Here is a 21,701-nt window from a genome sequence, read left to right on the forward strand (position 1 = left end):
TTCAAAATACAATTTGGGAGATGATACTTTCTATAAAACGATAAATCTTACAAATGGAAAAAACAATTAACGCTGTTCATTTAATCTTGCTTTTTAAATAATTCGCCTGTCATCCAATAACGTCCACGATGAGCGCTCAAGGACTCGGTAACAGGAGAAAAAATATGACAATGACAGCACCGAAAGAAAATCTTATTCGTTTGCCGGAAGTTCAGCGCAGAACGGGTTATAGCAAGGCGTGGATTTACAAATTGATCAGCGATGGAGAATTCCCGAAACAAATTAAACTCGGCTCTCGTTCTATCGCATTTATTGAATCAGAAATTGATAACTGGATAGCGCAGCGGATCGCAGGATCACGAGCGGCATAACACCTAAAAGAACATGACATAAGACACGTAATATAAAAAAACAACGCCCCAGAGTGCGCGAACACAACCGGGGCGTCTGACCAACAACCGTTATTAGGAGTAACGATGATGGCTGATACACAGCATACCCAAACTCACCCTAAATTTACACTTTCAGATAAGACCGCTCGTCAAAAACCGCTCGACCTGATCCAATCTGTGAAAAAATCTGCCATGTATCATTGGGAAAATCTGCTGCCTGCTTGTGGCATCAATATCCCGGCAAAAGACAAACATGGTGCCTGCCCGATCTGCGGCGGCACTGACCGTTTTCACTTTATTGATGATCACCATCATGGTAACTGGCATTGCCGCCAGTGTGATACCCCAAACTATGGTGATGGGCTGGATTTGGTGGCAAGAACCAAAGGAATTTCTATTACTGAGGCGGCGAAAATTGTGGCTGGCGTGCTGGCATTACCTTTGCCCGAATCCAAGCCCGCCAGAAAAAACAACTGTGCGACACAGCTGATTGCCGACAAGGTAGCAACATTGATGGCGCAGAGTATCGCCGGAGAATCGCCTTATCTGGCTGCAAAGGGGCTTCAGTACCCTAACCAGAGATTGTTGAAAGATGGCTCTTTATTGCTGCCATTGACAACACTGGACAAAAAAGTCACCGGTGCACGGCTTATCAGGCCGGATGGAAAAAGAAAACACCTGTTTGGTACTCAAAAGAAAGGCGCATTTATCGCCCTGTCTGAGCCGGGCGAACATCCCGACACAGTCATCATTACCGAGGGTTACGCTACTGCACTGACGGTCAGCCAGTTATATAATGGCCTGATTCTGGCGGCACTGGATGAGGGAAATTTATGCCCAGTGGCAAAAGCCGTTCGGGAGTACTGGCCGGACACAAAAATCATTATTGCCGCAGATAATGACTGGCACGAACCGGGCGAACGGGATAAAAACGGCAAACCCAAAAAGAATGTTGGTAAGATCTCGGCAGAAAAAGCAGCCCTTACGGTTAATGGTTGGGTGGCGTTACCACCGGATACGGTTAAAGCTGATTGGGATGACTACCGCCAACAACACGGTGTAGAAACGGCAAAGCTGGCTTTTGTTCAGGGGCTTTATCAACCGACACAAACGCAACAAAAAGCTGCGATTCAGCCCAATGATGTCGAATCGTCAAAACTGACCTTATGTCAGATGGGAGCCAGTCAGCGCGGAGAAGTGTTACTGGCACGTTATGACGGCGATTTGGCTCTGGATGGCGCGTCGGAAGCCGTACATCACTATGATGGTGTTATCTGGCGTCCGGTCAGCAACCGCGATTTACAGCGGGATATGGTGGCGGCCTTTATGGAAGAGAAAATGCCGTACTCGCCGCATGGCATTAGTGCTGCCGTGGATGCCCTGAAATTACAACTTCCCATGATGAACGCACCAGAACGCCATTTAATCGGGTTCCGTAATGGCGTGTTTGATCTGAAAATCGGCCAGTTCCGACCGCATCACAAACATGACTGGCTATTGCTTGCGAATGACGTTGAATTCAATTCCCCCGTTTCGGGGGAAACCCTGCAAAGCCATTCCCCCCGATTCTGGCATTGGCTCAGCCGAGCAACGGCACACTGTGAAAATAAAGCAGAAAGAGTGCTGGCCGCGCTGTTTATGGTGCTGGCAAACCGTTATGACTGGCAGTTATTTCTGGAAGTCACAGGCGCTGGAGGCAGTGGCAAAAGCATCTTTGCTGAAATCTGCGCGATGCTGGCAGGCAAAGGCAATACCGTTTCTGCCAGTATGGCCGCACTGGAAAACCCGCGGGATAGGGCGCTGATTGTTGGGTATTCGTTGATTATTCTGCCCGACCAGACGCGCTATGTGGGCGATGGTTCCGGCATCAAGGCGATTACAGGTGGGGATGAAGTCGCCGTTGACCCGAAGCACAAACAGCCTTATTCAACCCGAATTCCTGCTGTGGTGCTGGCGGTGAACAATAACGCCATGAGTTTCAGTGATCGCAGTGGCGGGGTGTCGCGGCGCCGGGTGATTTTCAACTTTTCCGAAGTCGTGCCTGAAAACGAACGTGATCCGCTTCTGCGGGATAAAATCGCGGCAGAACTGCCTGTCATTATCCGGCAATTGCTTCATTGGTTTACTGATCCACAAACTGCAAGACATTTACTGGCAGAGCAACAAAAATCCGAAGAGGCTTTGGATATCAAACGCGGTACAGATCCGCTGGTCGATTTTTGCGGCTATCTGGTGGCTTCCCATGAAGCTGATGGTTTGTTAATCGGCAATGCGGAAATCGTGCCATTTAATCCCCGTAAATACCTCTATCACGCCTACCTTGCCTATATGAAAGGCAACAACCTGAACAAACCGGTTTCTGTGACCCGATTCGGTATGGATATGCCCGGCGCACTGGCTGAATACAACCAGCATTACCTGCGTAAGAAAAGTAAACAGGGCATTCGCAGCAATCTGAACCTGAATATCGACACGGCTATCGAATGGATGCCTCAATTGGTAAGGGATAGCCTGCCAGAAGAATAATTTTTTTCACCCTAATAAGATTTTCTGAAAAATATAGAAAAGTGTTCACCCCTGTTCACTCTGTAATTTAAACCATATATATCAATATATTGAAGGGTGAACAGTTATTTTTAAACTGTTCACAAGTCTTCACCCCTGTTCACCTTTTTCAGATTTAAGGGTGAAGGGTTAGGTGAAGAGGGGTGATGAGTTGGATTTCAAGTCATCACCCTTTAACACTATGAATATAAATAAAAATATTTAGAGGTGAACAGGGTGAACAGTTTTATCCCTAATTCTTTAATAGGGAGGGGGGTTAAATAAAAATGGTTTTTCTGGCGGGTATGGTGTTTTAAGGATCTCTGATTTATCTGGTTAATGTATTAGCCAGATAAATCAGAGAAGACAAGCGCAGCGCGTCAGTAAAACACTATAGAAGAAAATACTTCATTCCATGACAAGAAAACCTTTCTGGCTGGTAATCAGTTTTGCACCACAGGCCGTGCTCATGCCTTCCAATGCAATCTGTTTACCCTTATATTTTAAAGATGTACTCCCTTCGACTATCGGGAATGTGTCCTCACATTTCGGGCAAACAACTAAATCACCTTTTCCGGCAACCGGAATCCCCTGATAGATATAACCCTCAATCGCAGTGATGACTTTACCACCATGATCGGTTTTATCGTTTAACCGGATAACGGCTTTATTTGGCATATTTATTCCCTCCTTAATCGGCTAAATTTCTATGTTATTGGAAAATATTTTCAAATAATCTTTAACTGCTTTTTCTATTTTTATGACAGATGAATCGGTATCAGAATAGTATTGATTAAACAATTTTTTATTTAAATGAGGCAAGAAAATATCCTGATCAAATTGATGGCCTAATAAAAACATTATCAGGGTTAAAAAGGCTGATTCATTAGCATTTCCCATGCCATACTGACCCGATTTCTCAACACCGAATTGGATAAGTTTTTTGACATCATTCTGTTTGATATATTGGTATTTTTGTGGGTAAAGGGAATTTAAAAGTGCATCCACGTTACTTTCATAGGTATTCCATTGAACGTTTAAACCTTCAATATTGATATTTTGTAATTTAGACACACTGGTTTTAAGGTATTCATCCTGTTCGCCCTGTATTTCATTAAAATATCGAGTAACCTCATGATAAAGTAGCGTTGTGATTTCTAATTGACCAAGCTGGGTGTGATTATCAAGGATTGTCTTTATCCATGTATATTGCGGATCAGTCTGAAATTCCGTCCCAAATAAAATATACATATCAATATAAAACTGCACGGGACCGCGTTGATCAAAACCATCGTTTTTTGCTTTTTCTACGGCGTCTGTCAGTGCGGTTCTTAATCCCTCTTTACCTAATTTTATTTCAATATGGGGATAAGATTCATTACAATTCACTAACAATTCATCAAGATATGCATTGAATGCATGGATTTTTAGTTTATTGTACTGCTCTTCATTAAATTCTATAGGCATATTTATGATATCTCCGATCATAATGGCTAAAGCTATAGTCGCTGGTGAAATTTATTCGTTATGCTATTTTAAATCCAGCAACTATAGTTTCTATTTTTTACTTGTATGAATCGATCTTACCTTCAAGGTAATCACGGTAGGTCATGATGTCATCGTTTTCCTTATGCCATTCATTTTCTTTGTAAACAAATCCATAATGGTCATATACATAATCATTTTCATATAATCTTCTCATCATTAATAATTCATATCTTTTTTCTTTATAAAGAAATTTAACCAAAAAGAAGTCCAGTACTGGCTTCAATGATTTTTCATCAAATTTCGTGTATATATACTCATAACTCATTTTATCTTTCATTAAATTTAAAAATTTTATCGTTTCCATATTTTTTAATGCATTAAGTTCAGGGAATGTGTTTGAATTGTCAATTTTGTCCTGTAATTTCATGGTTATTCCCAAAGCTCCCCATGTATCTAGATTTTCGAGAGGGATAAATTTTTTATTAATCAAATATGTGCCATGAACTTTGATGTACTGTGGAGAGTTTAGCCATTCACTGGCATCAAACCAAATTCTTTTAGACGGAAATTCAGCTGAATTTTCATCATATGAAGCTACCCTGACATACATTTGATATTTTTTCATATACATATAATAACCACCTAAGAAAAGTAAAATAAAAATCATCAGGATACAAATTTTAGCAATACGTTTTTTTTTAAGTAAATTCATAAAATCCACTCTATTGGTTTATAATTTTGTAGACCTTTTTTTAATCCGTGTGGTGTATCACCTGTACCTGGTAATATCCAAGAACCATTTGGTGCTATAGGACCACCACCATTGTCTTCGTTATAATCTCTTACCTTTACACCCTCATTACGTTTTTTCATTATCTCATAATCTTTGGGTTTTTCTGGAGGCTTGGCGTTTTTATTCCCTTTACTTACTTCATACTTATAAGCCTTGCAATCTGCCTCATATTTATCAATTACTTTACTATATTCTTTAGTCTCCTTATCCGTTCCATATATTCCTATATAAGAGGAACGTTTCTCAAATGCCTTGACCTCAACATCCCAGGCATTCGCCATTCGCTGTGCTGGGCTTTTATCCTGTCCTACATCCGGTATTCCGGTAAAATCACCAGGCCATCCGTTATCAACTGAAATCCCTGCCCGGCAAGCATAAGTTGTTATTTTAGCATCAAAATCAAATATGGACTCATACACCTTTTCAATCTCTTCTGGCCCAAACTTTCCACCTTCCACATCCTTTCCTTTATAATGAAAAGTGGCATAATCAATAATGCCATGGCAGAAAAACGACATCTCTTTAATCAGTCTTTTCTTTTCTTTCCTCTGATTAAGAAAATTGATAAGTCCTTGCTTGTTTTTTACATAAACAATACGTCCGCCTAACCCTGTAGTGTATTCGTTAATCCTTTTAATATCTTTTTTGGTATATCCCTGTTCAAATACCACCATAATACGTTGCACTGCGTGATCGCCCTCACTGGCTTTAGGAAAAAGCTGCAACTGATGTAATCCACAATTAATAAAACGGTATTGATTTCCCGGTGATTCTGTAAATAATTGCCAATCTTTTTCACTATCAAAAATATCTGGCAATGTTGTAATTGTTCTCTTCGCTGAACCAAAGCTAGCTTCCCCAGGTTCTGTTCTCGCCCCTACCACGGTAATATAATCATAACCGCTGATATACGGTTCCTCGGTGGTGGGTTCACCCGTATTGGTGAGCAGGCTGATTTTTCTTTCTTCCAGTTCCTTCAGTGAACCAAAACTGCCACGTCTTCTTTCATAGCTTTTCGCCAGCTTGCCAACCAGTACGGCCACTTCTTCGGGTTGTTGGGTTATAATACGATCGGTTTTGCCTTCACCATTCGTTTTACCAAATCCTCTTGCGGGGATAGATATATAGGCATAAGGCACGTTACTGATGTTAACCTGATTATCAATCGACAATAATTTTAGCTGATGACTGAATTTCTGATTGCATTTCACGCCCACATCCCCCACTTTTCCCGCACAGTTAGGAACACTGGTCGGGTGAGGGATTTTACTTTTTCCCTTTTCAATTTTTTGGGCTATGTCATTTTTCAAATCGGATATGAGGTAAGGCTGTTTTTTTCCTTCATGATGAAATTCCTTTTACAATATAGGCGTTATTATTAAGCTGATACCGCCATTCTTCAATATTCTGCGTGAACTGAGTCAACTGTTCCGGCGTAAAAAGGTGTGGAATTTGATGAAGAACGCGGGGATCGTAAAAACGTAATAATGCGGTTTTCCCTGTCTTTAACCGGATATTTAAATAGGGTTCGAGATGACGGGTCAGTTTGTCCAGTGACTGTGTAGTATACAGCCAGGAAACAGCCGGTGCAGCGCTTTCCAGCCGCAGGAATTTTGCTTCCCATGCCTGAGCCTGACACATATCAAACAGCCACGGCCCGGCAAAGGCGATCTCCGCATCCGGGAATTGCCGGAACAGCGGATTATTCTGTCCTGCGATATACGTCAGTTCTTCATCAAAATGGCGCTCGTACTGTAAACCATCCACTAAGGCGTATAATTTCATCTCTGGATAGGTTTCCCGGTATTTTTCCCATTTTTCCTTTAACGTGATTGTCATCATTCTCCCCTCATGACCATCACTGACCCCATTGATGCCGCTTCCATCAGGCAGGACAGGCAAATTTTTTCCGGTGGTGCAGTGACCATTTTTTCAACTTGAGCTACATTAATGGGCGCCAGTTTATCCAACATATCTGGCAACTTACCGCCCCAGCCTGAGCCATTACCCGGCGCTCCACTGCCCAGGTTAATAGCCGCACTGCTGCTGATCCCACCTGCATCAATTTTCAGAAAATGCCCCGCAGCTTGAATTGTCAGCTCAGAACCGGCATCAATCACCACTTTGGCACCAGAACTCAAATGAATTTCATTGCCACTTTGGGTTAACAGCGCATCGTCAGCTTTGATGTGCAGTTTTTGCCCGGTTGACAGCGAAATATCATTGCCTGCCTGTACGCGGTACTCATTATCGATACGTAAATGGGCATCATTTTTAATGTGGTGCGTCTGGTTATGACCCACATTGTGAGTTTCATCATTGAGTACCTGCGCTTTGATGTCTTTCTGCGCATGAATAAACACTTCTTCACTGCCTTTGGCATCGTCAAAGCGCAGCTCATTGAAGCCTTTGCCCTTATGGGTTTTGGTTTTAAAGGTGGTACGGGTTTTGGCGGAGGGTAAATCCAGAGGCGGGCGGTTCAGGCCATTGTAGACACAACCAGTGACGATTGGACGGTCAATATCGCCATTGAGGTAGGAAACAATCACCTCCTGCCCGATACGCGGAATAGCCATAAAACCGAAGCCGTTGCCGTTCCAGCCCTGAGTAACACGCACCCAATAGGAAGCACTGTCGTCGGCTTTATCGTAACGGTTCCAGTGAAAATGCACTTTAATCGCCCCATCTTTGTTGACGAAGATTTCTTCGCCTTCCGGCCCAACAACGGTGGCGCTTTCATCACCGTCGGCCAGTGGCTTGTAATGAAACGGCGGTCGCCAGTCGGCAAAACCGTCGATAAAGCTGAAATCGTTGCTGAGTGTGGTACCCTCGCCGCTATTGTCTCCCAATGCCTGTGGGCAATGCCCATGATGGCTGATTTCAATAACCTGCCAACGGGTATTGAGCGGGGTATGTGGGTGATTTTCGATTTCGAAGATTTTGCCCGGCCGCAGTTTGATGCAATTGCTTTGCCCGCTGCCCCGTTGCGTCTGGTTTTTCAGCACTTCATGGCGGTACTTCACGAACGGTTTACCTTCTGCTTCCTGCTGGAAACGCCCATAACTCTCGTAAATGGTATAGGGTGTAAGTGAGCCTAATGCCTGATAGTCCGGGCTGCTCTCCAATTGGTACACCGGAGAAAGTGGCCTGTCCGGGTTGTAATCCCGGTGAATACTGCGCTTGGGTGCCATGCCGACGCCAAGACGTACCTGATAAATCACATCCTGCCCGTGGGCGGTATCAGGCTGGGGCTGGTATTGCAGCGGTAGATTGGCCGTCATCCCCAGATGGCTGTCACTGAAAAACAGCGTTTCATCTTCAAACCAAAAACTGATCCCCTCTTCGGCCGCCAGCCGGCAGAAAAAAGCATAGTCCGACTCCCGTTTCTGGGTGGTGTATTCCCGGTTGTGATGGGGATCTTCGAGTTGCGAATCGGCGCGAACATAGTGTTTTTTCAGTAACAGGCTTAGGATATCCGGCACATTCTGACGGTGGTAAATATGGCTGTCCTGATTGAGCGTCAGCCGCCAGAGGAAAGGGCGCACGGTGAAGGAATACAGGGTCTTGTTACCGTTAGTACCGCACCAGTCAGCGTGGGAAATAATCCCGGTGATTTTGCGTTGTTCAGATTCCCCGTGGAAGATTTGTAACACGGCTTCCTGCATCAACAGCGCAGTTAAATCGATTTCCGGCTTGGGTTTAAACGGGTTGTCAGGTAAAGACTGAACCAGTGTCAGGTTCAGGGTGAAGAGGTCAGACAGCCCTTCCCGCAGGGTAAAATCCGCCACGGCAAATGTCTCTTCGGGCAAATCCCCTATCCGGCAAAGAAAATGCAATCCACTTTTTAGCATTTTATCTCCTTATCTTCATTAACATCTCAAGGCACTACATTTCACTGCGCCGCCCGGTACGCTGCCGGAATGTCCATAACGCCTGTGACTCACCCTGCCGGTAAATGGTGAGCAGGATGAAATTATTCTGCACAACAAAACATGTCAGCAGTTCGTCGATTACCCGGCAGAACTGGTACATGACGCCGTCATTGTCATAACAGTCTGGATCAAGGGTGATATGCAGATAGTGGCCATTAATGGAACGCCCCTGACCCTCTTTCGTGTTGTCAATACGTGCATCTGACCGGGCGTCAATCCGCACAATGCCGTTAATATGCTGCTGTATTCGGCGGCTCAGCATGCGATCATGATCCGCATAACAATCATACAGACGCAAAAATCCTTTCAGCGATTCAGCATTGAACAGCAAAAAAGGCGGGCAATTTAAGAGATTGATCAGCGACCAGTCTGACTGGCCTGTCACCATCGGCGGGAAGTCGGGCGACACCGCCGTGATATTACGGGCGTGTAAATGGGCGGGCACCGAGGCCTGTGTGTGCATAATTTCGCCGACATCCAATTGCATGGCCTGAATATGGTAGCCGGAAACATGGGTGCATACCGTCTGGGGTGACAGATTGTGCGCCGCTTTGCCATCCATACCAATAAAGCGGATCTGGTTATGCAGACGTCCCAGTAAATCGTCTGTGACCCATGACTGAAAGTAGACGTTATCAGGATCGCCCTCATTCAGCAGCCAGTCGCTTTTGGATTGGAATTGGTCAATGGGCAGGAAGCAGCAGGGTTTACCACGCGAGGCGCTTCCTGGCACCGTTTTTTCGCCGGGCTGTTTGGCTGTCTGAATGTTTTCCGTACGGAAAAGCCGCACGGTATCTGCCAGCGTCAGCGGATAACAGGCATTACCCGGCTCTAATGACATGGGCTGACTGACCATCGGCTCCAGATGAACAGCCGGCACACAACCAAGTTGAAAAGCATCCCCCAGCGAATCCAGCGGCAGTTCCCCGTTCAGGCGGATAATCAGCTCACAAGTATTATCCGGATTTAACTGCAATTCGCGTTGCTCCCTGATATCCAGCGTCATGAAACTGAACACATGAGGCAGGCAGTAATATTCTGTCATTTGTTGCAGACGGGCAAAAGGCAGGTCTTCGGTGGGCAACAAGGTGTGCCGGAGGTTTTCACTCCAGCCCAGAAAATCACTGCGTCTGAGCCTGATTTCGCTTTCCGTTGTCCGCAGATAGACCTCCTCAATCTGCATATCCAGCCATAAACTTAACTGGGCGGCGCGGTTTGGGTCGGAACCCAAAAAGAAATGCAGTTTTCCGCCTGACCAGACAGGAGATGTATTTCCCGTTTGCTGTAGCGTCAGCACAATATCGCTGTATTCGCGGGTTTTTTGGATCTGTTTATCCAACACCACAAACGGCTCAACAGGCAAATCACGGCAGGTATGAAACTGTAGATTCTGTTCTCCCTCAGCGGCCGTTACCGGTGTATCCTTGGGAATATGAGCGGCACCCTGATGCACGCCCTGGTGGGGCGTGAACTGCATAATCGTGGTTGGAGGTACAGGCCGCAGGGTATGCGGCCAGATACGGGCGAGTGTTTCATGGGACACTTCGGGGCAGGTATCATCAATTTTACTGCACACACCGGAAGACAGCAGGGCAAAACCCTCCATAATCCGCAGGATATCCGGATCATTGGGATGCTCCAGAAATTCGGCCAGATAGAAGTTTTCCGTTGCGGTCAACTTCATTTTTTCGCGCAACCAAGCCAGCTCTTGCAGGTATAGAGATTCTTTATGGTTTTTCATGTCTCTCCTTTTTTGCGCAGATGTCCGAGTGAATAATCTATCGGCATTTCATTTGAAATATTTATAAATAAAAAATAATTTGGACTAAATTTGGCTATGATACGCAATTATCCGTTAATTTAATTGATGGGTTTCATTTTTTTTACGATTCAAGAAAAATCTTAAAAAACAATCGCAGTAATCATTTGACCCCCTTCACTTCAACCGATAACATCTTTGCTGACAATAACGATCCATCGCCTGTCAGGATCGCCTTCGGGTGGCGAACTAAAACTCCCGTAGCCTGAAAGGGAAAGCAAGTATTGCGGTACGTCTGCGTACTTTTGGAAGCAGATATCGTTGGACAATAACCCACCGTCTGGCGATGAAAGTTATCCGGTTTCTGGACTCACCGGCTTATCACTCACGCAGAGCAGTCCCCTGCCACGTTTACCATCACAATTTAACCCTGCACGATCTTAATCCACATTTTGATTAACTCACGATAACGTCCCGAGTACTGTGCGGCGTCACTTGTGTATGAGCTGCGCGATTACCAAGTGATGCCGTCAGGCGGCCAACGTCCAGTGCACGCCCGGCCTGCCTTTACGACCCATTTGATCCACGTATTACTCAAAATCACTCGTTGTTACGGGTATTTTTCTGTCTGAATCGTTCTGTTTTGTTTGCTTTTCACCCACTGCCTGACAACAGGCTGATACCGAAAAAAGGAGAAATTACCCACGTCACGATAATGAGGCGTTCATCCTGACTGAATCAGGCCCTGAATGGGGAGCATGTCATCGCTGTGCTGAGCACGTAGCGAACTCCTGCAAAAACTCAACACAATTCTCGCCCTGCTACACATTATCTGACGTACCACGGAATGGTGAACCTAACCGGCACGCAGGGAATGTTTCGAAATAAATAAAAAATGATCTGAAAATACAGGGGAAATACGGATAGCAAAGCGATCACGAACGAGAATAAACAACAAAGATTGATGTAGCCGTCCGTATTCTCCTCTGAGTTTGTGTGATAACTGAGGGCAGGATTCACTGCGCCTTTACCTACAAAATAGCCTAACTTTCTGTTTGATAGCGCATGAGTTCAAATAAGTTTGAAGTAGGTTTATAGCCGTTCAACTTAGCAGTTCAGTTATTGAGTTAGATAAAACAATCCGTTCAAGTATTCCCGCCATTAGCAAAATCTAGTGGTCAGGGATTTGCACCCCTGTTAGAACGATCCACTGGTAGGAAGTTCCTGCCAGTGTGCCTGCTCACACCTATTCAATGGTGGTTCAGGCAGGGGGGCTTCGGCCTCGCTGGTGTGAACCCAGTCTGCTAACCCTGCCTTGAATCACCACCATCAATATTAATGAATGGAAGGGGTAGCAGGAATGAATAACGTTAGAAATGACTGGCATCAGGCCGACATTATCGCCGCATTACGTAAACGTGGTACAACCTTAGCGGCAGTTTCCCGTGAAGCCGGGCTTGGTTCCTCAACACTGGCAAACGCATTCAGCAGACCGTGGCCGAAAGGTGAATGGATTATCGCAAATTACCTTGGCATTCATCCCTCAGAAATCTGGCCTAGCCGTTATTTTGATATGAACGGCAATCTTGTTGAACGCAAAGTTCGCGATAACACTGCCAAATAGTTTCATTCCCCAGCCGTGAGATACAACAACATTCGATATCATTCATTCCTCATGGCTGAATAGCTCTAAGTCACGACCATGAATATACAAATTCAGATGAAACTTTATGGGGGTATTTAAGGGGGTATTCTGTTGATTTTATAAATTTAAAATGGCTATTAATCAATTTGTTACTATGTTTTTAGTACTCCTGTGGTCCCGCCAATCATCGCCTGACTGCATTTAAAGCATCACATCATTTAAAGCATCAGAACCGGCTTTAATGTGACCATATTTACATCTAAACCTGAACCTGAACCTGATGAGGTATAACCCTCTTATCCTATAAAGGGAAAATGCTTTTATGGCTCAATTAAAAGTTAACGTGAAAGTTCATTGGGTAGATGAAAAACAAGGTGGAAAAGTGAGGTTACCACTCAACCGACGATATTATGTCACGACTGAATCAATGAAAGGAAAAGGGGGTAAAGCTTGTCCCTGGAGTTTAGCCTTAGATATAACAAGTAACAATAATGAAGGGGGAAGTCGAGTTGGCTTCGGAACAGCTTATTTCTTATTTGATGAAGCCCCAGATTTTTTGCTCATTCAGGGCGCTGTTTTAAATGTATATGAAGGGCCTAAAAGAGTGGCAATGATTGAGGTGCTCTAATTAACATCAAGATGAAATATGAATAAAGAATTACAAGTCAGATGGATGAATAATCAGTTAATCGGGCTGGATGTTATTATTAACGATACAGATATTGTGAAATATATAGATATTTTCTGTACCCAAAATAATAAACTGAAAAATGCATTTGAAAAAGAATATTGCCTTTCATATGAAGGTAAGTCGACCCTCTCTGGGTTACTTGAACGATATAACGATCCTTGGTCAGAAATTCAAATCAACGATCAACTTTTATTGAGTGATAACAGTGTCGTGATATGTGGTGAGGGGGAGATGGGGAATGAAGGATTTATCGTGAGGATAGATAAAAACAAGAATATTAAATGGTGCTTATATTCAACACAATCAAACCCTTTTATGGAGATAACGCAAAAAAATAATAGGATTTATGTTCAGTCTACTTCCAAATTTTATGTTGTGCTTAACCCATTCGATGATGAGATCTCCATCATTCAATGAGGTGCTTTTTATAAAAAACTCAAGGAAAGAAAACCAGTCCTTGAGTTTCTAATCATTATGTTCTGTTAAATCGGCTTATCTATTGAGTTATACAACGTATTAAGTTGGTTTATTCGTTGGTGATAACTTTGCAGCAGGCAAGCGGTGTCTCCTTTGCATTTTTGGCGCTGCTTCAACCATGCTGCCTGGCTATCATGGATTTCGCCGGATACGCCCATGGCAAATAACCCGCGCAGAAATTGATATTTCACACTCACTTCCACGTCCAGATCATTTAACTTTTTGTTTGAGCAAATCGCCTTTTCATCGGGAGCTTTGGCTTTTGCACAGTCAAAACTGGCGGCAAAGCCAACTGGCGACAGGAGAAGTAACATCAACCAGAGATATTTCATTCAGTTCTCCTTATGAGGCAGAAAAACAGGCCCAGGCCCGGTTTGCAGCTTCGGCGGCGCTATTTTTTCGAATTTTTCGAACGTAAAAGAGTGTGCTTTACCTGTCGCATCCAATTTGCAGGTAAATTGAATATCGTGCCAGTCAATGCCTGTCCGATATGTCCCTATCCCCATCAATTCGGAAGAAGATATCAGCTCTATATCATCAGGTAATACCTCACCAAGAAAAACCTTATCGGCATTTCTGTGATATTTCTTAATGGCAGGCAAAGCAAAAGGGCGACAAATAAATTCTGCGACTTTTTTGCTATCAGGCCAACTTGCTATATCTTTCAGGGCAGACTTATCTGTCACTTGTTCACTAATTTGTTTTTCCAGATATTTTTTCTGGCTTGAGGATAATTGTTCAGATGATGTTTGTGCTTGAGCGAGGGAAGATAAGAGTAAACAGCTTGCACCAAAATAAATTAAGTATTTTGAATAAAACATAACGGCATACTCCTTGCTTGAGGTTAAAAAAGTATGACATAGATCTCGGGAGCGTGCCATTGTATGAAAGTATATATCCTTTTCGTTTATTAAACTGTCCCTTTGTTGGCTGTGTTCATTTATCCTTTTATAAATAGACAGTTATCTATGTTCCCGGAGGGCATTCCCTTGCCGCTACAATGCAACTTGAAATTCATTGGGTATATTGGCCATAAAGATAATGCAAATTTTCTATTTTTACTTGTAAGAGAAAACGGTCCAATTGATGGCGAGGGAAATGGTTGCTACTATGTCATCTTTCACATTATCAATATGAATGATATTAGGATATATTGTTTTTGTAATATAAGGATATAGGTTTTGTGCTAAATCATTATTTGCATGATCTGCTAAATTCTTAATGCTGTAGGAATCAATTACGCCACATGTCGATGCCTGCACACCGTCTTGAGTTAATGTCCAGGATAATAAAAAATATTGTGAAGGAGAATATTTCTTCATTTTCTTTATTTGATCATCCGCCATTTCGGATAAATCATTTGTTTTTGAATAATTATCGAACATATTTATATCGCTAATATAAAAGAATCCTTCATTTTTATATTTTCCCAGATCAATAGAAGTTTTTTTGTTTTCAACAAGAAATAAAACAGCTGGGCGAGTTCCGTTATTGGTTAGTGTATTAACGGTTAATTTTGTAATGTCATCTGAACTGTCATGATGGTACAAATGATTGACTTTGGACAATTTATCGAATAATTTGAACCATTCATTTTGGTTAAATTTACGGTATGTACAAAAGAAACATACATCTAAAGTTAAAGAGTGGTCGAGCCTTATTATGATCACTTCATTATTATTTTTTGTAAACTCATTAATACCATCAATGATAGAATCAAGTGATTCTCCATTAGAACCTTCCCATATAAAAGCTATTTTTGCATAGTGTCCAGTGTAAAATTTATTATCTTGAATAACAGGCCTGATATCAAAATACCGAATGCCTAATTTTAACTGACCTAAGATATTATTTGTTTGAGTTAATGTATTACATTCGCCAGCCAACAAGGTTTTCCATGTAACGCTGCTCATTCCGGCATCGTGGGAGCCGGGAATGCAAATTTCACCTATTGAATGATTTCCCAATATATTTCGGTAATCTTGCATCCAAGATTCAGTTTTTATACTAGGCCCTATATAATGATCTTCTTCCCCAATGAAAAATAATAAGTATTTGTATTTTTGCCTTAAAGGAAGTATTACGACAGAATTTTTTGTTTGGCTTTCTGTTTCTAAATTGTCCAGATAAATTTCTAAATCGGGTTCTTTGACTCCCTCAATTTTGCCACGAATGATGAAAGTACTATTTTTCGAATCCATGATTTGATATTTTATTTCAAAATAATCATTTATGATGTCCTGTTCTGAATAATGAATGAGAATTAATTGAAATAGACTTCTTGATCTTATCAATTTTGATTGTTCTGGGTATGTGATCCTTGTTGCCGGCAAATGTTCGCTGATTTTTTTCCAGTCATAAAGTGTGCTGTTCATTAGCACAATGTTCTTTTGCCACCGTGACATAATGATATCCCCCTGTAAAAGAAAAAAAGTAACTATATATTTTTAGTTATAAATTAAGTATAGCAGAAGTTATCAAATGTCAAATTTGCTTCAAGGTGTGTTTTTACAGCGGGGGAATGTTTTTATTAATGCTAATGTTTTTATTTTTGGTTAATGTATTAATGTCTTTTTAAGAAACACGTATCCCCTTTTAAAAAGGGATACGTGTTTATTTCATATGTCACTTTTTTAAAAATATAATGATTTTAAAAACATCATTTTTTTTAAAAATTTCTGTATAGCCAATAGCATTATGATGTGGAAATTAAGTATGTGGCTTCATAAGGCCTAATTTCATAATCTTGCTTGATGGAAAATGGATAATTACTGATTAATACCTGCCATTCTTTATTTGCCAATGAAGGTGCCGGTGACCATGATTGAATCTCATCACTGAGATTAGCGATAACCAACAATGTCTGATCCTGCCAACGACGCAGATAACACCATAATGAAGGATGTTCAGGGAGCAGATCCACATAGTCACCGTATGTCAGGATAAAATGCTGTTTTCTCAATCTAATCAAATCGTGGTAGAAATAGAAGATCGAATCCTTATCCTGCAATGCAGTTTTTGCGTTGATCTCTGCGTAATTGCTGCAAGGATTAATCCATGGTGTACCTGTGGTAAAACCGGCGTTTGCTGAATCATCCCATTGCATGGGCGTTCGGCTATTGTCACGGGATTTTTGCGCCAATATTGCCAGTATTTCTTCTGGGGACAGGCCTTTTTCAATATGTTCTTGGTACATATTCAGGCTTTCGATATCCCGGTAATCTTCGATTCGTGCAAAATGCGGATTTGTCATACCCAGTTCTTCACCCTGGTAAATATACGGTGTCCCCTGCATGCCGTGCAGCACCATAGCCAGCATTTTGGCGGATGTTTTGTGGTGCTGATGTTCATCCCCAAATCGTGAAACAATACGGGGTTGATCATGATTACACCAAAAGAGTGCGTTCCATGCTTTTTGATGCATTCCCTGTTGCCACGTTGAGAAAATCTTTTTCAGCTCAACATAATCTGGTTTTGCCCGAGTCCATTTCTCACCATTCGGATAGTCAACTTTCAGGTGGTGGAAATTAAACGTCATGGATAATGCCTGCCCATTCAAGGCACTGTAGCGTTGGCAGTGCTCAAGGCTCGTTGAGGACATTTCACCAACTGTCATCAGTTTTTTAGGCTGGAAAACATCACGGCTCATCTCTTGCAGGAACTCATGGATACGAGGGCCATCGGTATAAAATCTGCGGCCGTCACCGTGATCATCATCAGGATAATCCTGTTGTTTTGAAACAAGGTTCACAACATCCAACCGTAAGCCATCAACACCACGATCGGCCCAGAATTCGCAGATTTTTTTCAGCTCGGCCCGAACAGGCTCATGCTCCCAATTCAAATCGGCCTGTTCTGCTGCAAATAAGTGGAGATAATACTGTTGGCTTTCTGCATGCCATTGCCATGCATTGCCGCCAAATTTAGATTTCCAGTTATTGGGCAGGGTGCCTTCAGAGCCGTCTTTCCAGATATAAAATTGGCGATAGGGGCTGTGAAGATCCTGTGCAGCCTGAAACCATGGATGTTTCGTTGATGTGTGGTTGAAAACCATATCTAAAATGATGCGAATGCCCCGGCGATGGGCATTCTGCACTAAATTATCAAAGTCCTCCATTGAGCCATAATCAGGATTAATGGCGCAGTAATCAGCAACATCGTAGCCATTATCAACTTGTGGGGAGGGATAAATCGGGGTGATCCAAATGGCATCTATACCAAGCTGCTGTAAATAATCCAGCCGCAGGGTGATCCCGTTGATATCCCCTGTTCCTGTTCCGGTGCTGTCCTGAAAACTCTTTGGATAAATTTGGTAGATGACACTATCCATCCACCATGGTTTTTGTTCGGTCATAACTCTGCCTGTACCTGCTATCCGTTTGATTGTATGCCAGCTGAATTAATGCGCTATCTCATTGACCAAGGTTGCCTTACGCTCATTTCGGCGATATGCCAGAATGGTCAGCAAGAATGGAACAATAATAGCGATCAGCATAGCGATGAGATAAACCACCCAGAACTGCGGTTTTATGGAAAGAATGCCCGGGATGCCGCCAACACCGATACCATTCGCAGTGACATGGTTGAAACCACAAACCAGGCCCGCCAGACCCGCGCCAATCATTGCGCAGAACATTGGGTAGCGGTATTTCAGGTTGATACCATACATCGCGGGTTCAGTAACCCCCAAATAAGCAGAAATTGCGGCAGGAATAGAAACTTCACGTTCTTTCTGTTTTTTACTTGCCCAGATAATTCCAGCAACGGCTGAACCTTGAGCGATGTTGGAAAGCGCAATAATAGGCCAGATTGGCGTTCCTCCGGTACTCTGGATCATTTGCAGATCGATGGCCAGCGTTGTCTGGTGTACTCCTGTAATGACCAACGGAGCGTAGAAGAAGCCGAATAGAGCGGCTCCGATAGGAGCAAAACTACCTGTCATCAATCCCTTGACAACCCAGGCTACACCGTCGCCGATAGCGCGCCCGGCAGGGCCTATCAGGGCATGGGCAAGGAAGACGGCCAGAAGCAGAGAGACGACAGGAACAATCACAAGATAGAGGTAATCCGGCACCCACTTTTTCAGGCGGGTTTCAATCCACCCCAGAGTCAGGCCCGCTAATAAAGAAGGAATGACTTGTGCCTGATAGCCGACCTTCTCAATAATAAACCAACCGAAATTCCAGACGTCAGGGGTTTGCTGCCCGAGCAGGTAAGCATTCATTAATTGTGGAGAAACCAGCGTAATTCCCAGAATAATTCCCAGAATTGGCGTTCCTCCCATTTTTTTCACGGCAGACCAACAGATCCCAACAGGAAGGTAGAAGAATATCGCTTCACCGATTAGCCAGAGAAAATCATAGATGCTTTGCCAGACAGGGTGAAGTTGTGCGAGTGATTTACCATCACTGAAAGGAATGTCTCCAATCAGGTTACGAAAACCGAGGATTAAACCCCCACTGATAAGGGCAGGCAATAGTGGGAAAAAGATCTCGGCAAAATGTGAAATTGCATTTTCATACCATTTCATATTTTGGCGAGCAGCTTGTTTAACTTCTTCTTTATTAACGGATTCTTTTCCAGTGGTTTCAAGCAGGGCTTTGTAATAAACATCCACATTCGTCCCAATAACGACCTGAAATTGCCCTGCATTAGTGAAGCATCCTTTCACCATGGGTAATTCTTCAATTGCTTTGGCATCAGCATTTTCTGGTGTATTGAGAACGAATCTGAGGCGGGTAATGCAATGACTGACGGAAGCGATATTTTCTTTCCCACCAATCAGGGTAATTAATTTATCAATATCCTTTTGATTTATTTGTTTTTTCTTCATGCCTTTTTCTCCTTGGTATGGCAGGAGTTATAAATAACAAGATTTTTAAATTAACAGTGCAATTAACAGAATGATTATTCTCGTAATGAGATAATGAATAGACTGAAGTAATAGCAGATTCATCCTAGTCAGATTTCACACTTTTTAATATGAAAATATCTTTTGTTTGAGTTTTAGATCACATTTTATGGTCACCTGATTGAAATCAAAAAAACATTTATATTCATAATACTTATTAGTTACGATGTTTTTAATTTATAAATAAAGTAATAGATTTGAATTATGGTTCCATGGCATTAAAGGTCGGCAAGATAAAAAAAGGCTCACACACCAGGATGTCACAGCCGAGGTAGATTTCTTTGTTTTGGTGGGTCAATGTAATGATCCCTCCTCCAGTGATGGAGAAATCCCATATTTCATGATGGAGCTTGGCTTTTCCTTTAATGTCACAGGGTGATTGCATAAAAGAGTGATAGGGGTTGTATTCGTATTCATTGCTCATTTTAAATATATTATCTATTTCTTCTTCAGTTAACTTCCAGCGTTTGCATTCTTCCATGATGTATCGGTCATTGCTGTCGGAGAGTCTTAACCCGATTATTTGAGTTATTTCTATTTTATGATTGTTTGCAAAAGAGAGTGTGGGAAATATTATGGTGGAAATTAATAATGTTTTAAAATTTTTTTTAATATTCATTTCATTATTTTTATGTTCCAAAGGTTAAATGTATTTTTATTCATGTCGACTATAATCTTTACAATATCATTTTTCAACAAAAAATCACCATAAAAGAGAACGGCTTTCATTGGTGTGATTGTTATCATGAATCATGAGTTCATTAATTTTTTCATAAAAAATTATTAAAGAAAAAGTGTTTGCTATTTTTTTAAAATTCAATGCAGCTCGCAATATCTGTTTAAATTTAAAATCAAACTGATTATCTGTGGTTTATTAATCTTGAAGTGTTGTTACTGTGCCTTTCTCCACATTTATATTGTTTTTAAATGGTTTATTTTTCGGTAAATATGAAAGCGGACTTTTTTCCACTGGTTTGTGAGAAATAAATAATTAAAAAATATGGAGAATTACTTTTTTATTTTACTATAAAAACTAATTTCAGGATATGGTTAACCATGAATATCAATCAATTGAGAAGTTTTGTTGAGATAGTGAAAAACAATTTTAATATTACTAACACGGCGGAGAAATTATATACCTCTCAACCTACAATCAGTAAGCAGATTAAGTTCTTGGAAGAAGAATTAAATGTATCCTTATTTATTAGAAAAAATAACACATTATTGGCGTTAAGTCCGATTGGTAAGCAGATATACCAAATAGCCAGCAATGTCGTCGGCCAGATCGAGAAGATTAAAGATGTGGTGACTAAGGAAGAACAGGCAGTTAATTTACATATCGCGACAACATATACTCAGATCCGCTATAAACTGCCTGATGTGGTGGATAAGTTCAGGGTGATATATCCGAATGTTTCGATACATTTTCATCAGGGAGAACCCACACAAATAGCGGATATGGTCAAGCACGGTGAGGTGGATTTTGCGATAGGAACGGAGTTTATGCATTTTTATGCCGATTTACTGACCTTGCCTTGTTATCGCTGGACTTACAGTGTGATTGTGCCAAAAAATCATCCTTTGGAGGATATTGAGTGCATGTCTATTGAAGATCTGGCCCGTTATCCTTTGATTACTTATGTATTTGGTTTTAGAGAACACTCAGCATTGAATCGGGTTTTTTACCAAAGTGGGATTATACCGAAAGTGGTATTAACTGCGACGGATGCGGAGATCATCAAACATTATGTGCGATTGGGGGTTGGTGTTGGGGTGATCGCAACGGCGGCGTTGGATGATCGTGATCTAACAGATCTCTCCATTATTCATCTCGATTCTTTGATCCCGCCAAGTTTCACGTATATTTGCCTGAATCAGCGCGCACATATGAAAAATTATATGTACGACTTTATTCTGCTATATGCCCCCCATTTAGATAAAAATACAATTCAGCGTTGTGAGCAATGGCAAGAGGTCGATTGCAGTCAGGCTGTACTGGATAATCTACCAATGCTTTGATGCAGATGGTGAGACTCAAAGATAATATCGTGCCCAGTCAATATGTTACT

Annotated in this window: 19 protein-coding genes; 6 read left to right on the forward strand and 13 right to left on the reverse strand. The window is 42.1% G+C overall.

The window, feature by feature from the left end:
- Positions 1 to 164 precede the first annotated feature (164 nt).
- Both Xsze_RS04785 and Xsze_RS04790 read left to right on the forward strand, forming a co-directional pair.
- On the forward strand, positions 165 to 371 hold the full coding sequence (locus Xsze_RS04785) for a helix-turn-helix transcriptional regulator (RefSeq protein ID WP_012987855.1): 207 nt from the start codon (positions 165 to 167) through the stop codon (positions 369 to 371).
- A gap of 108 nt (positions 372 to 479) precedes the next feature.
- Positions 480 to 2,918, forward strand: a complete 2,439-nt coding sequence (locus Xsze_RS04790) for a DUF5906 domain-containing protein (RefSeq protein ID WP_084616220.1) — start codon at positions 480 to 482, stop codon at positions 2,916 to 2,918.
- Between the two features lie 426 nt (positions 2,919 to 3,344).
- Here Xsze_RS04790 and Xsze_RS04795 read toward each other — a convergent pair whose 3' ends face one another.
- The 7 genes from Xsze_RS04795 to Xsze_RS04830 form a co-directional block, all read right to left on the reverse strand.
- Positions 3,345 to 3,614, reverse strand: coding sequence for a PAAR domain-containing protein (locus Xsze_RS04795; RefSeq protein WP_038237543.1), 270 nt, complete (start codon positions 3,612 to 3,614; stop codon positions 3,345 to 3,347).
- A 21-nt stretch (positions 3,615 to 3,635) separates the two neighbouring features.
- Positions 3,636 to 4,403, reverse strand: coding sequence for a hypothetical protein (locus tag Xsze_RS22605; RefSeq protein ID WP_244431788.1), 768 nt, complete (start codon positions 4,401 to 4,403; stop codon positions 3,636 to 3,638).
- A 97-nt stretch (positions 4,404 to 4,500) separates the two neighbouring features.
- Positions 4,501 to 5,055, reverse strand: coding sequence for a hypothetical protein (locus Xsze_RS04805; protein ID WP_038237567.1), 555 nt, complete (start codon positions 5,053 to 5,055; stop codon positions 4,501 to 4,503).
- Between the two features lie 77 nt (positions 5,056 to 5,132).
- Positions 5,133 to 6,527, reverse strand: coding sequence for a hypothetical protein (locus Xsze_RS22610; RefSeq protein ID WP_244431789.1), 1,395 nt, complete (start codon positions 6,525 to 6,527; stop codon positions 5,133 to 5,135).
- Positions 6,528 to 6,558: 31 nt separating this feature from the next.
- Entirely contained in the window at positions 6,559 to 7,056 is a 498-nt protein-coding gene (locus Xsze_RS04820; RefSeq protein WP_038237546.1) for a DUF4123 domain-containing protein, read from the reverse strand.
- The gene (locus Xsze_RS04825) at positions 7,056 to 9,068 is read right to left on the reverse strand and encodes a type VI secretion system Vgr family protein (RefSeq protein WP_038237551.1); all 2,013 of its coding nucleotides are present in this window, start codon (positions 9,066 to 9,068) and stop codon (positions 7,056 to 7,058) included. Before Xsze_RS04825 ends, Xsze_RS04820 begins: the two co-directional genes overlap by 1 nt.
- A gap of 34 nt (positions 9,069 to 9,102) precedes the next feature.
- Entirely contained in the window at positions 9,103 to 10,890 is a 1,788-nt protein-coding gene (locus tag Xsze_RS04830) for a type VI secretion system baseplate subunit TssF (RefSeq protein ID WP_099138647.1), read from the reverse strand.
- Positions 10,891 to 12,268: 1,378 nt separating this feature from the next.
- On the opposite strand from Xsze_RS04830, the gene Xsze_RS04835 reads away from it, so the two are divergent.
- The 3 genes from Xsze_RS04835 (at position 12,269) to Xsze_RS04845 (ending at position 13,661) form a co-directional block, all read left to right on the forward strand.
- On the forward strand, positions 12,269 to 12,532 hold the full coding sequence (locus tag Xsze_RS04835; RefSeq protein ID WP_038241120.1) for a helix-turn-helix domain-containing protein: 264 nt from the start codon (positions 12,269 to 12,271) through the stop codon (positions 12,530 to 12,532).
- Between the two features lie 343 nt (positions 12,533 to 12,875).
- On the forward strand, positions 12,876 to 13,181 hold the full coding sequence (locus Xsze_RS04840) for a hypothetical protein (protein WP_051462537.1): 306 nt from the start codon (positions 12,876 to 12,878) through the stop codon (positions 13,179 to 13,181).
- A gap of 18 nt (positions 13,182 to 13,199) precedes the next feature.
- Entirely contained in the window at positions 13,200 to 13,661 is a 462-nt protein-coding gene (locus tag Xsze_RS04845; protein WP_038240862.1) for a hypothetical protein, read from the forward strand.
- 65 nt (positions 13,662 to 13,726) lie between these two features.
- Here Xsze_RS04845 and Xsze_RS04850 read toward each other — a convergent pair whose 3' ends face one another.
- The 6 genes from Xsze_RS04850 to Xsze_RS04875 all read right to left on the reverse strand — a co-directional run bounded on the left by Xsze_RS04850 (position 13,727) and on the right by Xsze_RS04875 (position 20,251).
- On the reverse strand, positions 13,727 to 14,053 hold the full coding sequence (locus Xsze_RS04850; protein ID WP_038240864.1) for a lysozyme inhibitor LprI family protein: 327 nt from the start codon (positions 14,051 to 14,053) through the stop codon (positions 13,727 to 13,729).
- Positions 14,054 to 14,542 carry a hypothetical protein gene (locus tag Xsze_RS04855; protein ID WP_038240866.1) on the reverse strand — a complete coding sequence of 163 codons (489 nt, stop codon included), beginning with the start codon at positions 14,540 to 14,542 and terminating at the stop codon, positions 14,054 to 14,056.
- A gap of 237 nt (positions 14,543 to 14,779) precedes the next feature.
- On the reverse strand, positions 14,780 to 16,126 hold the full coding sequence (locus Xsze_RS04860; protein WP_038240868.1) for a PI-PLC domain-containing protein: 1,347 nt from the start codon (positions 16,124 to 16,126) through the stop codon (positions 14,780 to 14,782).
- A gap of 290 nt (positions 16,127 to 16,416) precedes the next feature.
- Complete coding sequence (gene treC, locus Xsze_RS04865) at positions 16,417 to 18,075, reverse strand: alpha,alpha-phosphotrehalase (RefSeq protein ID WP_038240870.1); 1,659 nt, start codon at positions 18,073 to 18,075, stop codon at positions 16,417 to 16,419.
- Between the two features lie 45 nt (positions 18,076 to 18,120).
- Complete coding sequence (treB, locus tag Xsze_RS04870; protein ID WP_038240873.1) at positions 18,121 to 19,554, reverse strand: PTS trehalose transporter subunit IIBC; 1,434 nt, start codon at positions 19,552 to 19,554, stop codon at positions 18,121 to 18,123.
- A gap of 280 nt (positions 19,555 to 19,834) precedes the next feature.
- Positions 19,835 to 20,251 carry a hypothetical protein gene (locus Xsze_RS04875; RefSeq protein ID WP_051462538.1) on the reverse strand — a complete coding sequence of 139 codons (417 nt, stop codon included), beginning with the start codon at positions 20,249 to 20,251 and terminating at the stop codon, positions 19,835 to 19,837.
- 437 nt (positions 20,252 to 20,688) lie between these two features.
- Here Xsze_RS04875 and Xsze_RS04880 point away from each other — a divergent pair, with 437 nt between their 5' ends.
- Complete coding sequence (locus Xsze_RS04880) at positions 20,689 to 21,651, forward strand: LysR substrate-binding domain-containing protein (RefSeq protein ID WP_038240875.1); 963 nt, start codon at positions 20,689 to 20,691, stop codon at positions 21,649 to 21,651.
- Positions 21,652 to 21,701: the final 50 nt, after the last annotated feature.

This window comes from Xenorhabdus szentirmaii DSM 16338, from assembly GCF_002632585.1.
GTDB classification, from domain to species: domain Bacteria; phylum Pseudomonadota; class Gammaproteobacteria; order Enterobacterales; family Enterobacteriaceae; genus Xenorhabdus; species Xenorhabdus szentirmaii.